The sequence below is a fragment of the Arthrobacter sp. 05L428 genome, assembly GCF_056397665.1.
The window spans coordinates 78,615-91,481 of record NZ_JBFTNW010000007.1; the positions used below are offsets into that span (position 1 = coordinate 78,615).

13 protein-coding genes are annotated in these 12,867 nt (G+C 66.1%); 10 read left to right on the plus strand and 3 right to left on the minus strand.

The window, feature by feature from the left end; translation table 11 throughout:
* Positions 1 to 96: 96 nt before the first annotated feature.
* The 6 genes from AC1DH3_RS13290 to dnaE all read left to right on the plus strand — a co-directional run bounded on the left by AC1DH3_RS13290 (position 97) and on the right by dnaE (position 7,281).
* A complete protein-coding gene (locus AC1DH3_RS13290; RefSeq protein ID WP_175321607.1) occupies positions 97 to 627 on the plus strand; it encodes a cell division protein SepF in 531 nt (176 codons plus the stop codon).
* Positions 628 to 777: 150 nt separating this feature from the next.
* The gene (locus AC1DH3_RS13295; protein WP_441418875.1) at positions 778 to 1,086 is read left to right on the plus strand and encodes a YggT family protein; all 309 of its coding nucleotides are present in this window, start codon (positions 778 to 780) and stop codon (positions 1,084 to 1,086) included.
* 150 nt (positions 1,087 to 1,236) lie between these two features.
* Positions 1,237 to 1,920: a DivIVA domain-containing protein gene (locus AC1DH3_RS13300; protein ID WP_441418874.1), complete on the plus strand. Its 684-nt coding sequence runs from the start codon at positions 1,237 to 1,239 to the stop codon at positions 1,918 to 1,920.
* Positions 1,921 to 2,070: 150 nt separating this feature from the next.
* Positions 2,071 to 2,709 carry a signal peptidase II gene (gene lspA, locus AC1DH3_RS13305; protein WP_476892746.1) on the plus strand — a complete coding sequence of 213 codons (639 nt, stop codon included), beginning with the start codon at positions 2,071 to 2,073 and terminating at the stop codon, positions 2,707 to 2,709.
* Positions 2,702 to 3,658 carry an RluA family pseudouridine synthase gene (locus tag AC1DH3_RS13310; RefSeq protein WP_476892745.1) on the plus strand — a complete coding sequence of 319 codons (957 nt, stop codon included), beginning with the start codon at positions 2,702 to 2,704 and terminating at the stop codon, positions 3,656 to 3,658. The genes lspA and AC1DH3_RS13310 overlap by 8 nt, the downstream gene beginning before the upstream one ends.
* A 65-nt stretch (positions 3,659 to 3,723) precedes the next feature.
* The gene (gene dnaE / locus AC1DH3_RS13315; protein ID WP_476909508.1) at positions 3,724 to 7,281 is read left to right on the plus strand and encodes a DNA polymerase III subunit alpha; all 3,558 of its coding nucleotides are present in this window, start codon (positions 3,724 to 3,726) and stop codon (positions 7,279 to 7,281) included.
* A gap of 96 nt (positions 7,282 to 7,377) precedes the next feature.
* Here dnaE and AC1DH3_RS13320 read toward each other — a convergent pair whose 3' ends face one another.
* Positions 7,378 to 7,836 (minus strand): flavin reductase family protein, encoded by a 459-nt coding sequence (locus AC1DH3_RS13320; RefSeq protein WP_175321743.1) that lies wholly within the window; start codon positions 7,834 to 7,836, stop codon positions 7,378 to 7,380.
* A 206-nt stretch (positions 7,837 to 8,042) separates the two neighbouring features.
* Here AC1DH3_RS13320 and AC1DH3_RS13325 point away from each other — a divergent pair, with 206 nt between their 5' ends.
* The 3 genes from AC1DH3_RS13325 (at position 8,043) to nrdR (ending at position 10,696) form a co-directional block, all read left to right on the plus strand.
* Entirely contained in the window at positions 8,043 to 8,624 is a 582-nt protein-coding gene (locus tag AC1DH3_RS13325) for a hypothetical protein (RefSeq protein WP_441418870.1), read from the plus strand.
* Entirely contained in the window at positions 8,621 to 10,042 is a 1,422-nt protein-coding gene (gene hisD / locus AC1DH3_RS13330; RefSeq protein WP_476892742.1) for a histidinol dehydrogenase, read from the plus strand. The genes AC1DH3_RS13325 and hisD overlap by 4 nt, the downstream gene beginning before the upstream one ends.
* A gap of 162 nt (positions 10,043 to 10,204) precedes the next feature.
* Positions 10,205 to 10,696, plus strand: coding sequence for a transcriptional regulator NrdR (nrdR, locus tag AC1DH3_RS13335; protein WP_175321615.1), 492 nt, complete (start codon positions 10,205 to 10,207; stop codon positions 10,694 to 10,696).
* Between the two features lie 142 nt (positions 10,697 to 10,838).
* Here nrdR and ppgK read toward each other — a convergent pair whose 3' ends face one another.
* Both ppgK and map read right to left on the minus strand, forming a co-directional pair.
* Positions 10,839 to 11,642 carry a polyphosphate--glucose phosphotransferase gene (gene ppgK / locus AC1DH3_RS13340; RefSeq protein WP_441418868.1) on the minus strand — a complete coding sequence of 268 codons (804 nt, stop codon included), beginning with the start codon at positions 11,640 to 11,642 and terminating at the stop codon, positions 10,839 to 10,841.
* A 66-nt stretch (positions 11,643 to 11,708) separates the two neighbouring features.
* The gene (gene map, locus AC1DH3_RS13345; protein WP_441418867.1) at positions 11,709 to 12,587 is read right to left on the minus strand and encodes a type I methionyl aminopeptidase; all 879 of its coding nucleotides are present in this window, start codon (positions 12,585 to 12,587) and stop codon (positions 11,709 to 11,711) included.
* 98 nt (positions 12,588 to 12,685) lie between these two features.
* Between map and AC1DH3_RS13350 the strand changes: the two genes are divergently transcribed.
* Positions 12,686 to 12,853 (plus strand): SPOR domain-containing protein, encoded by a 168-nt coding sequence (locus AC1DH3_RS13350; RefSeq protein WP_175321618.1) that lies wholly within the window; start codon positions 12,686 to 12,688, stop codon positions 12,851 to 12,853.
* Positions 12,854 to 12,867 lie beyond the last annotated feature (14 nt).

Consider the following 12,867-nt stretch of genomic DNA (forward strand, 5'->3'; position numbering starts at 1 on the left):
ACGTATTGGAAGGTAATGGCGGGGATTCCAATGAAGTGACTCCAGAACTGTCGAGTCACTAAGCGGCCCCCATACGGACACGATTAGGAGTCGACCATGGCTGGCGGTCTGCGCAAGACAATGATCTATCTTGGGCTCGCTGATGGCGACGAACACTACGAGTCCGAGCATCACACACCGCACAAGGATGAGGACGATTCCATGGAGCACGACCGCGAAGAGCGCCGCGCGCCGGCACCCGTCCGCGAAGCCCCCAGGGAAGAGCCCTACGCCGCTGAAGAGGAATACCGCGCACCCGTGACACCCATCAAGCGAGCGGCCGCCAGCCGCGAAGAGACCACCGGCCTCCGGCAGATCACCACGATCCACCCGCGGTCCTACAACGACGCCAAGCTCATCGGTGAAAGCTTCCGTGACGGCATCCCCGTCATCATGAACGTCACCGACATGGGGGAGGCGGACGCGAAGCGCCTCGTCGATTTCTCCGCAGGTCTGGTGTTCGGCCTGCGCGGCAGCATCGAGCGAGTGACCAACAAGGTGTTCCTGCTCTCGCCGTCGTACGTCGAAGTGATCGGTGACGACAAGAAGGTCAGCGAGACGCAGGCCGCCTTCTTCAACCAGAGCTAGCCCAGGATTCCCGTTCGGATGCCAGGCAGGGGTACCTGCCTGGCATCCGTGCTGAGGTTTCCGTGTTGGAATAGACGTGTTGGAATGGATGCGCAACCACTGTCAGGACACTGCGGTATCCGGAATGATCATGGAGATATGAGTTAACTCATGGGAATTGTTTTCGGACTTGTCTATATCGCACTGCTGCTCTTTTTTGTCGCCCTGATCATCCGCCTGATCTTCGACTGGGTGCAGATGTTCGCCCGCAGTTGGCGTCCGCGCGGCGTGGCGCTCGTCACCGCCCACACTGTGTACTCAATCACAGACAAGCCCCTCAAACTGCTTGGCCGGATCCTCCCGCCGCTGCGGCTCGGCGGAATCTCGCTGGACCTGGCATTCCTGGTGCTCTTCCTGGCCGTCTCCGTGGCCATGGGCTTCGCCAGGTACTTCACCTACGCGCAGCCGATCGCCACGTAATCCGGCAACGGACCCGGTCCGCTTGCCACAAAAGATAAAAACTCCGGTTTGACACTGCGGTGTTGAATTAGAGGAACCAGACCATATTTAGGTACCGTAGTTTTGACGGCCGGAAGGCCTACTGACTAACTAGACCAACGAGGTGACCAGATGGCTTTGACGCCAGAAGACGTTGTCAACAAGCGCTTTCAGCCGACCAAGTTCCGCGAAGGCTACGACCAGGACGAAGTTGATGACTTCCTGGACGAGATCGTCGTTGAACTGCGACGCCTGAACCAGGAGAACGACGAGCTGCGCAAGAAGCTCGCCGAAGCCGGTTCCGGCACGGCCGCCAGCTCCGCTGCTGGCGCTCCCGTCGTGGAGAAGGTGCCGGCAGCCGTCAAGGCCGAGAAGGAAGACCGCGCCAAGGCAGAAGCCGAGGCAAAGGCCGCCGAAGCCGCCGCCGCCAAGAAGAAGGAAGCCGAGAAGGCTCCCGCTCCGGCAGCAGCCCCGGCCCCCGTCGCCGCCACCGCGTCCGCCGAGTCCGCTGCCGGCCTGCTGGCCATGGCGCAGCAGATGCACGACAAGCACGTCGCCGACGGCGAACAGCAGCGTGACAAGATCATCGCCGAAGCGCAGATCGAAGCCAGCAGCCTCGTCAACGACGCGCAGGAAAAGTCCCGCAAGATCCTGGGTGCCCTCGAGCAGCAGCGCTCCGTGCTGGAGCGCAAGGTCGAGCAGCTCCGCGGCTTCGAGCGCGACTACCGGTCCCGTCTGAAGGCCTACATCGAAGGCCAGCTGCGTGATCTGGACGCCCGTGGTTCGGTTGCGGCCCCCGAGGTCGAAGCCAACTAGGACGTTTTACAAGTATTCTGAAAGCCGGTGGCTGAGGACTCCTCGGCCACCGGCTTTTGGCATTAACCGCCGCCTTCGCGGCCTCCTTCGGGTGCCTGCACGCGCAAGCAGCAAGCCCCCAGCCACCCCCGGCACCGGAACGAAAGCACTATGACTGACGCACCAACCCCAGACGCCGCCCAGCCCGCGGACGCCGCCCAGCCCGCGGACGCCGCAGTGGCGCCGGCGCGCAAACCGCGCCGCGCCCTGCTGCTCACCCTTTTCGCCGGATTCGCGGTGTTCGCCTACGTGTTCGACCAGCTGACCAAACTCTGGGTCACGTCGACCATGACCGAGGGGGAACGGATCCCGGTGCTGCCGCCTCTGCTGCATTGGTACTACATCCGCAACTCCGGTGCCGCGTTCTCGATCGGTGAGAACGTCACGTGGGTCTTCACGATCATCATGGCGGCGGTCTCCATCGCGATCCTGCTGCAGCTGCGCAAGCTCGGCTCCGCCTGGTGGGCGCTGGCGCTGGGGCTGCTGCTGGGCGGCGCGCTGGGCAACCTCACCGACCGGCTGTTCCGCGAACCTTCGTTCGCGATGGGCCATGTGGTGGACTTCATCCAGCTGCCCAACTTCGCGATCTTCAACATCGCCGATTCCGCCGTGGTGTCCTCGGTCGTCATCATCTGCCTGCTGACGCTGCGCGGTGTGGCGCTTGACGGCTCACGGCTGAACCCGCGCCGGGACAGCAGCGCCGGCCGGCCGGCTGTGCTGGAAGAAAACGGACGGGAACACAATGTCTGAGCCCGGCCCGGCCAATGCGCCGGAACGCCGGCACTTCACCGTCCCGGCGGAGCTGGCCGGCGTCCGGGTGGACGCCGGGCTGGCGAAGCTGATGGAGATCTCCCGGTCACAAGCGGCCACGCTGATCGCGGAGGGCAACGTCAGCAGCCATGGCAAAGCCGTGGGGAAGTCCCTCAAGCTCAGCGCCGGCGGCGAGCTCGACGTCGTCGTGCCGGAGCGCCGGGACCCGCTGGAAGTTGTGGAGGAAGTTGTGGAAGGCCTAAAAATCCTGCTGGACGACGACGAGTTCGTCGTCGTCGATAAACCCGTTGGTGTGGCAGCGCACCCGTCGCCCGGCTGGGTCGGGCCGACGGTCGTCGGCGGCCTCGCCGGCGCCGGTTATCGGATCTCCACCTCCGGCTCGCCGGAACGCGCCGGGATCGTGCACCGGCTCGACGTCGGCACCTCCGGGGTCATGGTGGTCGCCAAGACCGAGAACGCCTATACGGCACTCAAGCGGGCCTTCAAGGAGCGCACCGTGGACAAGGTCTACCACGCCGTCGTCCAGGGCCTGCCGGACCCGCTGGCCGGCACCATCGACGCGCCCATCGGCCGCCACCCCGGCCACGACTGGCGCTTCGCCGTGATCGAGGACGGGCGCGACTCGATCACCCACTACGAGGTGCTGGAAGCCTTCGGCAAGGCCTCGCTCGTGGAGGTGCACCTGGAAACCGGCCGCACCCACCAGATCCGGGTGCACTTCGCGGCGCTGCGCCACCCCTGCGCCGGGGACCTGACTTATGGGGCTGACCCCCGGCTCGCGGCCACCCTGGGCCTGACCCGGCAGTGGCTGCATGCCCGGCAGCTGTCCTTCGACCACCCCCGGACCGGGGAGCGGGTCACCGTGACCAGCGAGTACCCGCAGGACCTGAAGTATGCCCTCGAGGTACTGGAGTCCGGCAACGCCTAGCGGAGGTCCGCACCTACCGCCGCGCCGGGCACGTGGGTGTCGCTGCCCGGCACTAGAATGATTCGGTGACTTCCAGCAACAACTCGTTCGTCCACCTCCACAACCACACCGAGTACTCCATGTTGGACGGCGCGGCGCGCCTCGGGGAACTCTTTGATGAGACCGAGCGGTTGGGCATGCCCGCCCTGGCCACCACCGACCATGGCTACCTCTTCGGGGCGTTCGACTTCTGGAAGCGGGCCACCGACAAGGGCATCAAGCCGATCATCGGTGTCGAGGCCTATGTCACGCCGGGGACCGCGCGCACGGACAAGACCCGCGTGCGCTGGGGCGAAGAGAACCAGCGCAAGGACGACATCTCCGGCGGTGGCGCCTACACGCACATGACGCTGCTGAGCTACAACAACGTCGGCATGCGGAACCTGTTCCGTGCCTCCTCGATCGCCTCCCTGGACTCCGTCTTCGGCAAGTGGCCGCGGCTGGACCGCGAGCTGCTGAATACCTATTCCGAGGGCCTGATCGCGACCACCGGCTGCCCGTCCGGCGAAGTCCAGACGCGGCTCCGGCTCGGGCAGTACCGGGAAGCCCTCGAGGCCGCGGCCGAGTTCCGCGACATCTTCGGCGCCGAGAACTACTTCTGCGAACTCATGGACCACGGCCTGGACATCGAGCGGCGCGTCACCGGGGACCTGCTGCGGCTGGCCAAGGAGCTGAACCTCCCGCTGGTGGCCACGAACGACCTGCACTACACGCACGAGCACGACGCCAAGGCGCACGAAGCCCTGCTTGCCATCCAGTCCGGCTCCACCCTGCTGGAGCCCACGTATGACAACGGCGGTTCACGCTTCGCCTTCTCCGGCAGCGGCTACTACCTGAAGTCGCCGCAGGAAATGCGGGAACTGTTCCGCGACCACCCCGACGCCTGCGACAACACGCTGCTGATCGCCGAACGCTGCGAAGTGTCGTTCAATACCGGCGCCAACTACATGCCCCGCTTCCCCTGCCCGGAAGGGGAGGACGAGACGTCCTGGCTGGTCAAGGAAGTGGACAAGGGTCTCCGCTACCGCTACCCCCAGGGCATCCCGGACAAGGTCCGCCAGCAGGCCGACTACGAGCTCGAAGTCATCACCTCGATGGGTTTCCCGGGCTACTTCCTGGTGGTGGCCGACTTCATCAACTGGGCCAAGAACAACGGCATCCGGGTGGGCCCCGGCCGTGGCTCCGGTGCCGGCTCCATGGTGGCCTACGCCATGCGCATCACCGACCTGGACCCGCTGCACCACGGCCTGATCTTCGAGCGCTTCCTGAACCCGGACCGCGTCTCCATGCCCGACTTCGACGTCGACTTCGATGACCGGCGCCGCTCGGAAGTGATCGACTATGTGACACGCAAGTACGGCGACGAACGCGTCGCCATGATCGTCACCTACGGCACGATCAAGACCAAACAGGCCCTCAAGGATTCCTCCCGCGTGCTGGGCTACCCGTTCAGCATGGGCGAGCAGCTCACGAAGGCGCTGCCGCCCGCCGTGATGGCCAAGGACATTCCGCTGGCCGACATCCAGAACCCCGAGGCCAAGCGCTACGGTGAGGCCGGGGACTTCCGGCAGCTGATCAGCACGGACCCGGAAGCCGCGAAGGTCTTCGAGACCGCGCTCGGCATCGAGGGCCTGAAGCGGCAGTGGGGTGTCCACGCCGCCGGCGTCATCATGTCCTCGGACCCCATCATCGACGTCATCCCGATCATGCGCCGCTTCCAGGACGGCCAGGTCATCACGCAGTTCGACTACCCGACCTCCGAGGGCCTCGGCCTGATCAAGATGGACTTCCTCGGGCTGCGGAACCTGACGATCATTTCCGACGCACTGGAAAACATCAAAATGAACCGCGGCGTGGACCTGGACCTCGAATCCCTCGCCCTGGACGACGCCGCCTCCTACGAGCTGCTGGCCCGCGGCGACACCCTGGGCGTCTTCCAGCTCGACGGCGGGCCCATGCGCTCCCTGCTCAAGCTGATGAAGCCTGACAACTTCGAAGACATCTCCGCCGTGCTGGCGCTGTACCGCCCGGGACCGATGGGCGCCAACGCGCACACCGACTACGCGCTGCGCAAGAACAAGATCCAGGACGTCATCCCGATCCACCCCGAGCTCGAGGAGCCGCTCGCCGAGATCCTCGGCGGCACCTACGGCCTGATCGTGTACCAGGAGCAGGTCATGGCGGTGGCGCAGAAGCTCGCCGGCTACACCCTGGGCCAGGCCGATATCCTGCGCCGCGCCATGGGCAAGAAGAAGAAATCCGAGCTGGACAAGCAGTTCGCCGGCTTCTCCCAGGGCATGCAGGACAACGGCTACTCGATGGCCGCGGTCAAGACCCTTTGGGACATCCTGCTGCCCTTCTCCGACTACGCGTTCAACAAGGCGCACTCCGCCGCGTACGGCGTGATCTCCTACTGGACCGCGTACCTGAAGGCTCACTACGCGCCGGAATACATGGCGGCCCTGCTCACCTCCGTCGGCGACGACAAGGACAAATCGGCGATCTACCTCAACGAATGCCGCCGCATGGGCATCACCGTGCTGCCGCCGGACGTCAACGAGTCAGCGCTCAACTTCACCCCGGTCGGCAACGACATCCGCTTCGGCATGGGAGCCATCCGCAACGTCGGCGCCAACGCCGTCGACGCGATGGTGGCCGCCCGCGAACGCGAAGGCGCCTACACCTCCTTCAAGGACTACCTGATGAAGGTCCCGGCGGTGGTCTGCAACAAGCGCACCATCGAATCCCTGATCAAGGCCGGCGCCTTCGACTCGCTCGGCCACCACCGCCGTGCCCTGGCCATGATCCACGAAGAAGCCATCGACTCGGTCATCACGCTCAAGCGCAACGAGGCGATCGGACAGTTCGACCTGTTCGCCGGCATCGATGACACCGAGTCGGAGTCCTCGCTGAGCATCGAGATCCCCGAACTGCCCGAGTGGGAGAAGAAGGACAAGCTCTCCTTCGAACGCGACATGCTCGGACTCTACGTCTCGGACCACCCGCTGCAGGGCCTCGAGGGGCTGCTCAGCCAGCACGCGGACCAGTCGATCACCTCGATCATCGCCGAGGACGGACCGCACGACGGCGCGATCATCACCATCGCGGGCATGATCACCTCGCTCAGCCGCCGGATCGCCAAGGCCAGCGGCAACGCCTACGCGCGCGCCGAGATCGAGGACCTCGGCGGCTCTGTGGAAGTGATGTTCTTCGGCCAGGTCTACGGACCGATCGCCTCGGTTTTGGCCGAGGACCTGATCGTCGTCGTCAAGGGCCGGCTGCAGCGCCGCGACGACGGCGCGGTGGCCCTGAACTGCATGGAACTCTCGGTGCCGGACCTCAGCGAAGGCCTGGACGGGCCGCTGGTGATCACCATGCCGACGCACAAGGCCACCGAGGCCGTGGTCAACGAACTCGGTGAAGTCCTCAGGACCCACCGGGGCAAATCGGAGGTGCGCCTGCACCTGCACGGCGATTCCCGGGTGGAGGTCATGGGCCTGCCCGTGCATCTGCGCGTCAACCCCAGCCCGTCCCTGTTCGGCGACCTGAAGGTGCTGCTCGGCCCGACCTGCCTGGACAGCTGACGGCCGTTCCCGACCCCCGTTTCGACGGTTCCCTGCTGGCTCGACGCCGCTGAGCGTCCTGGCGGCAGGGAACCGTCGAAACGGCCCGCGGGCGGCCTAGATTTCGTAGTCGAGCGGCACCGGCTGGCCGTAGCTGCCGCCGTGGTAGAGCAGCGGCGCGCCCTCGCCGCCGATCGCGCCGTCGACCACCTCGACGACCACTACCGCGTTGTTTTCGAAAGAGAGCCGCATCTGGATCTTGCCGATCAGCCAGCCGGAGACATCCTTGAGGATGGGCACCTCATGGGGCCCGAGCTCCCAATGGTCGCCCTCGAAGCGGTCCCGGGAGCGGGCGAAGCGGTCGGCGAGCTGCTGGTTGCCCAACCCCAGCATGTGCACGCCGATGTAGCCGGAATTCGCGACGGCGGGCCAGGAGCGTGAGGTCCGCGCCATGTTGAAGGTGAACCGGGGCGGCTTGGCCGACAGGGACGCCACCGAGGTTGCGGTGAAACCGTAAGGGACGCCGTCGTAGTTCACGGTGATGATGGCGACTCCGGCCGCATGGCGGCGGAACATTTCCTTAAACGTTCCTTCGAAGGCTTCTTCGGCTGAGGCCACGGTGGGTCATCTCCCTGCTGTTCTGCGACTGGTGCTCACTGCCAGCGTATTCCTGCGGGCGCCGCCTGCGGTATTCGGCCGGCGCCCGGGAGGGATCCGGGCGTCACGTCCCGTGCGGCGGCGTAATGTCCGGCGCCGCCGGATCCTTTGTTAAGGTTTGTTGCATGACACAACCTGCGGTGCACGTGCCCGTTCACGACCACGACGGCGGACCCTGGCCTGCCGCGCCCGGCCGGCCGGGCGCGTCCGTGCCGTGGACGGGGCTGGCCGTGATCGCCGCTGCAGGTGTTCCGGTGGGACTGTTGTGGTGGCTGCTGGCGCCGACCGGGCTGAACCTCATTACCCGGGACCCGGCATTGGCCGCCGGCAGCAACCCCGAAACGTGGCTGCCGCGGGACCTTGTCCTGGCCGGGCTGTTCCTGCTGGCCGGCTGCCTGTCCGGGATCTTCATTGCCGGCAACCGGCCCGCCCGGCTGGGAACCGCGACGGTGGTCCTGGCCGTCGCCGCGGGTGCCGTTGGGGCCCTGCTGGCTTGGGGGACCGGCGTGCTCGCCGGAACCTGGTGGAGCGCTCCGGTGGATACTTCGGCCAGCGCCAGCATCGCCTTCTCGCTCCGGGCCTACGCGATGCTGGTCATCTGGCCTGCCGCCATCGCCCTCGCGATCTTCCTCTCCACAGTGTTTGGCTCATCGGAGCCCAAGCCGGCGTCCGGGGGCACCGCGCCGGAGCGTAAAATGGACGAGTGACTCCAACTGCTGACAGCCCTGTGCCCTCCGCTCCCTCCGCCCTCAACTTCCGCACCGTGGACGTGCGCGGGCAGCGGTTGTCCCTCGCCGGGCTCCGCGCCGCCGTTCCGCGGGCGCAGCACGGCACCGTGGCCGACGCGGAGCAAAAGGTCCTGGACATTATTTCGTCGGTCCGGACGCGCGGCTTCGAGGCGCTGAGCGAGCTGGCGCTGAACTTCGACGGCGTCGAACAAGCCCACCCGCGGGTTCCCGCCGAAGCCCTCAAGGCAGCCCTGGACGGCCTGGACCCCGCAGTGCGCGCCGCCCTGGAGGAGTCCATCCGCCGGGCACGCCGCTTCGCTGACGCTCAGCGTCCGGCCGACACCGACGTCGAACTCGGCGAAGGTGCCGTGGTCAGCCAGAACTGGGTCCCGGTGGCCCGGGTCGGGCTCTACGTCCCCGGCGGTCTGGCGGTCTACCCCTCCTCGGTCATCATGAACGTGGTCCCGGCGCTGGCAGCAGGCGTGGAATCCATTGCCCTGGCCTCGCCGCCGCAAAAGGACTTCGGCGGCCTCCCGCACCCCACGATCCTGGCGGCGGCATGCCTGCTGGGCATTGAGGAGGTCTATGCGATCGGCGGCGCCCAGGCCATTGCAGCGTTCGCCTACGGCATCCCCGGTGGAACCGGAACCGGGACCGGAACCGGGACCGGGACCGGCGCTGCCGCCGGCATCGACGCCGGTATCGACCCGGTCGATGTCGTCACCGGACCCGGAAACATCTTCGTGGCCACCGCCAAGCGGCTTGTGAAGGGTGTGGTGGGAATCGACTCGGAGGCCGGCACCACCGAAATCGCCATCCTGGCCGACGCCACCGCGCGCCCGGGCCTCGTCGCGGCCGACCTGATCAGCCAGGCCGAGCACGACCCGCAGGCCGCTTCCGTGCTGATCACCGACTCCGAGGAACTCGCCGCCGCCGTCCGCCGCGAGCTCGAACTCCAGGCCGCCGCGACCAAGCACAGCGCCCGGGTCCGGCAGGCCCTGTCCGGTCCGCAGTCCGGCGTCGTGCTGGTCGAGGACCTTGAGCAGGGCATCGCTGCCTGCGACGCCTACGCGGCTGAACACCTCGAAATCATGACCGCGGACGCCGCCGGCGTCGCCGCCCGGATCCGCAACGCCGGCGCCATCTTCGTGGGGGACTACAGCCCGGTCAGCCTGGGCGACTACTGCGCCGGTTCCAACCACGTGCTGCCCACCAGCGGAACGGCCGCGTTCTCCTCCGGGCTCAACGTGACCACGTTCCTGCGCGCCATCCAGGTGATCAACTACAGCCGGAGCGCGCTGGAGGAGGTCAGCAGGCACATCGTCAGCCTCTCCGTCGCGGAGGACCTGCCTGCTCACGGCGAAGCAGTCACCGCACGGTTCTCGGCCAGCAGTTAGGGCGGCTGGCGGGCAGTCCGCCGGAACAGCGCCCAACCACAACATGTAGTAATTACAGGCTTGTTATTCAGCAACATCTAGTCGTAAACTGATCCCGGAAGCACCAAACGTGGTGCCTCGGCTCTCTACAGGGATCCAGCTTGCGGCAGGGGAGGAACCGACGTGTATTGCCCGTTCTGTCGTAACCCTGATTCGCGCGTGGTGGACAGCCGCATCGCCGACGACGGCTCCGCCATTAGGCGCCGCCGGCAGTGCCCCGAATGCGGACGCCGGTTCACCACGGTGGAAACCACTAGCCTGACCGTGATCAAGCGCTCCGGCGTCGGCGAGCCGTTCAGCCGCAGCAAGGTCATCAACGGCGTTCGTAAGGCCTGCCAGGGCCGCCCCGTCACCGAAGACGACCTCGCCATGCTGGCCCAGGAAGTCGAGGAGACCATCCGGGCCTCCGGCGCAGCCGAGATAGATGCCCATGAGGTGGGCCTCGCGATCCTCAACCCCCTGCAGCGCCTCGATGAGGTGGCCTACCTGCGCTTTGCGAGTGTGTACCAGGCCTTCGAATCGCTGGAAGACTTCGAGTCCGCCATCGCCCTGCTCCGCCATGAGGCCGAGTCCAAGGGGCTGGAAGGCAAGAGCTCGCAGAAGAGCCCGCTCTAGGCTCAACCAAGTTCCGGTGGTGGCAGCGGAGGGGAAGCCGCGGCCACCACCGGCTCCAACCCAACTGACTCGCAGTTGTTGTCGCTTTGAGCGTTCAAAACGACACCTAGTGCCAGTCAGTTGGGTTGTTGTGCGTCCGGGACTACTTGGCCAGCTTGTGCGTGAGGGCGACCTCGATGGCCGCGCCCACGATGCCGGCGTCGTTCTTCAGCTCGGCCGGAACGATCGGCGTGCGCAACGACATGTGCGGCAGGTATTCGTCGGCCCGCTTGGAGATACCGCCGCCCACGATGAACAGTTCCGGGGAGAAGAGGAACTCGACGTGGGAGAAGTAGCGCTGCAGCAGCACGCTGTATTCGGCCCAGCTCAGGCCGTCGCGCTCACGGGCGACGGCGGAGGCCTTGCTCTCGGCGTCGAAACCGTCGATTTCCAAGTGGCCCAGTTCGGCGTTGGGGACGAGCTTGCCGTCGAAGATGAAGGCGGAGCCGATGCCGGTGCCGAGGGTGATCACCAGGACGGTGCCGGAGATGCCTTCGCCGGCACCGTAGCGGGCCTCGGCCAGGCCGGCGGCGTCGGCGTCGTTGATGACCTCGACCGGGCGGCCGAGCCGTGCGGTGAGCAGGGCATCGATGTCCAGGTTCAGCCAGGAGTTGTCGACGTTCGCCGTCGAGTGGACCACGCCGTGCTGGATGATGCCAGGGAAGGTCACGCCGACCGGAGAGTCGGCTGCGGGGGCGTCGGGACGCTTGGACAGCTCCGCTACCACCTGCGCCACGACTTCGGCAACGGCCTCCGGAGTGGACGGCTGCGGGGTGGGCACGCGGAGCCGGTCGCCGACGAGCTTGCCCTTCTTCAGATCAACGATTCCGCCCTTGATGCCGGTGCCACCGATGTCGATGCCGATCAGCGGTGCGTTCTTCTTCGACTTCTCGTCCTTCTTGGCCAATGTTGTTCCGTTCGTGGCAGGGGCGGGGTGGGTCTTGTTGTTGATTTTTGAAAGGCGGTGCGGGGATCAGGGCAGGGTCAGGACTTCGGCGCCGGACTCCGTGACCAGCAGGGTGTGCTCGAACTGTGCGGTCCGTTTGTGGTCGCGCGTCACCACCGTCCAGTCATCGGCCCACATGTCCCATTCGACCGTGCCCAGCGTGAGCATCGGCTCGATCGTGAAGACCATGCCGGCCTCCATGACGGTGTTGTAGGCCGGGGCGGCATCGTAGTGCGGGATGATCAGCCCGGTGTGGAAGGCCTCACCGACGCCGTGCCCGGTGAAGTCCCGGACTACGCCGTAGCCGAATCGCTTGGCGTAGGACTCGATGGTCCGGCCGATCACGTTGATTTCGCGGCCCGGGGCCACGGCGCGGATGGCGCGGCGCAGGGACTCTTCGGTGCGTTCGACCAGCAGCCTGGACTCCTCGTCGACGTCGCCCACGAGGAAGGTGTAATTGGTGTCGCCGTGCACGCCACCGATGAAAGCCGTGATGTCGATGTTCAGGATGTCGCCGTCCTGGACCACGGTGCTGTCCGGGATGCCGTGGCAGATCACTTCGTTGAGCGAGGAGCACAGGGACTTGGGGAAACCACGGTAGCCGAGGGTGGACGGGTAGGCGTTGTGGTCGAGCAGGAATTCGTGCCCCACCTTGTCCAGCTGGTCGGTGGTGACGCCGGGGACGATGTGCTTGCCGACCTCCACGATGGCCTGGGCGGCAATCCGTGAGGCGATCCGGATCTTCTCGATGGTCTCGGCTGACTTGACCTCTGAGCCCGTGAACTTGGCCGGAGCAGGCTTGCCGACGTATTCAGGGCGCGGTATGGACGCCGGCACGGCAAGCTGCGGGCTGACTGTTCCCGGGACAAGGGTGCCGATGGGTGCAGTCGAGGTGAGGGAAGGCATAGATTGATTCTATAAGCCCCCGGGCGCAGCCCGGAAAATACAGCGGAAAATGCATCCGGAAAAACAGCCGGAACCAGGCACACGCAGAAGGAGCCCCGATGACCGAATACTGGTACAACGTCAACACCCACGAGATCGAGGAAGACGCCATGTCCGACTGGAGCCAGCTGATCGGCCCCTACAAGACCCGCGAGGAAGCCGAACACGCCCTCGAAAAGGTCAAGGCCCGCAACGAGGCCTGGGAAAAGGGCGACGACGACGCGTAACGGCGTGCCGGCTC

Coding starts and splice junctions, on each gene's coding strand:
- AC1DH3_RS13350 (WP_175321618.1), top strand. CDS start 12,686: ATGACCGAATACTGGTACAACGTCAACACCCACGAGATCGAGGAAGAC.
- AC1DH3_RS13310 (WP_476892745.1), top strand. CDS start 2,702: ATGTCTGAGCCCGGCCCGGCCAATGCGCCGGAACGCCGGCACTTCACC.
- map (WP_441418867.1), bottom strand. CDS start 12,587: ATGCCTTCCCTCACCTCGACTGCACCCATCGGCACCCTTGTCCCGGGA.
- lspA (WP_476892746.1), top strand. CDS start 2,071: ATGACTGACGCACCAACCCCAGACGCCGCCCAGCCCGCGGACGCCGCC.
- AC1DH3_RS13295 (WP_441418875.1), top strand. CDS start 778: ATGGGAATTGTTTTCGGACTTGTCTATATCGCACTGCTGCTCTTTTTT.
- AC1DH3_RS13325 (WP_441418870.1), top strand. CDS start 8,043: ATGACACAACCTGCGGTGCACGTGCCCGTTCACGACCACGACGGCGGA.
- AC1DH3_RS13300 (WP_441418874.1), top strand. CDS start 1,237: ATGGCTTTGACGCCAGAAGACGTTGTCAACAAGCGCTTTCAGCCGACC.
- AC1DH3_RS13320 (WP_175321743.1), bottom strand. CDS start 7,836: ATGTTCCGCCGCCATGCGGCCGGAGTCGCCATCATCACCGTGAACTAC.
- AC1DH3_RS13290 (WP_175321607.1), top strand. CDS start 97: ATGGCTGGCGGTCTGCGCAAGACAATGATCTATCTTGGGCTCGCTGAT.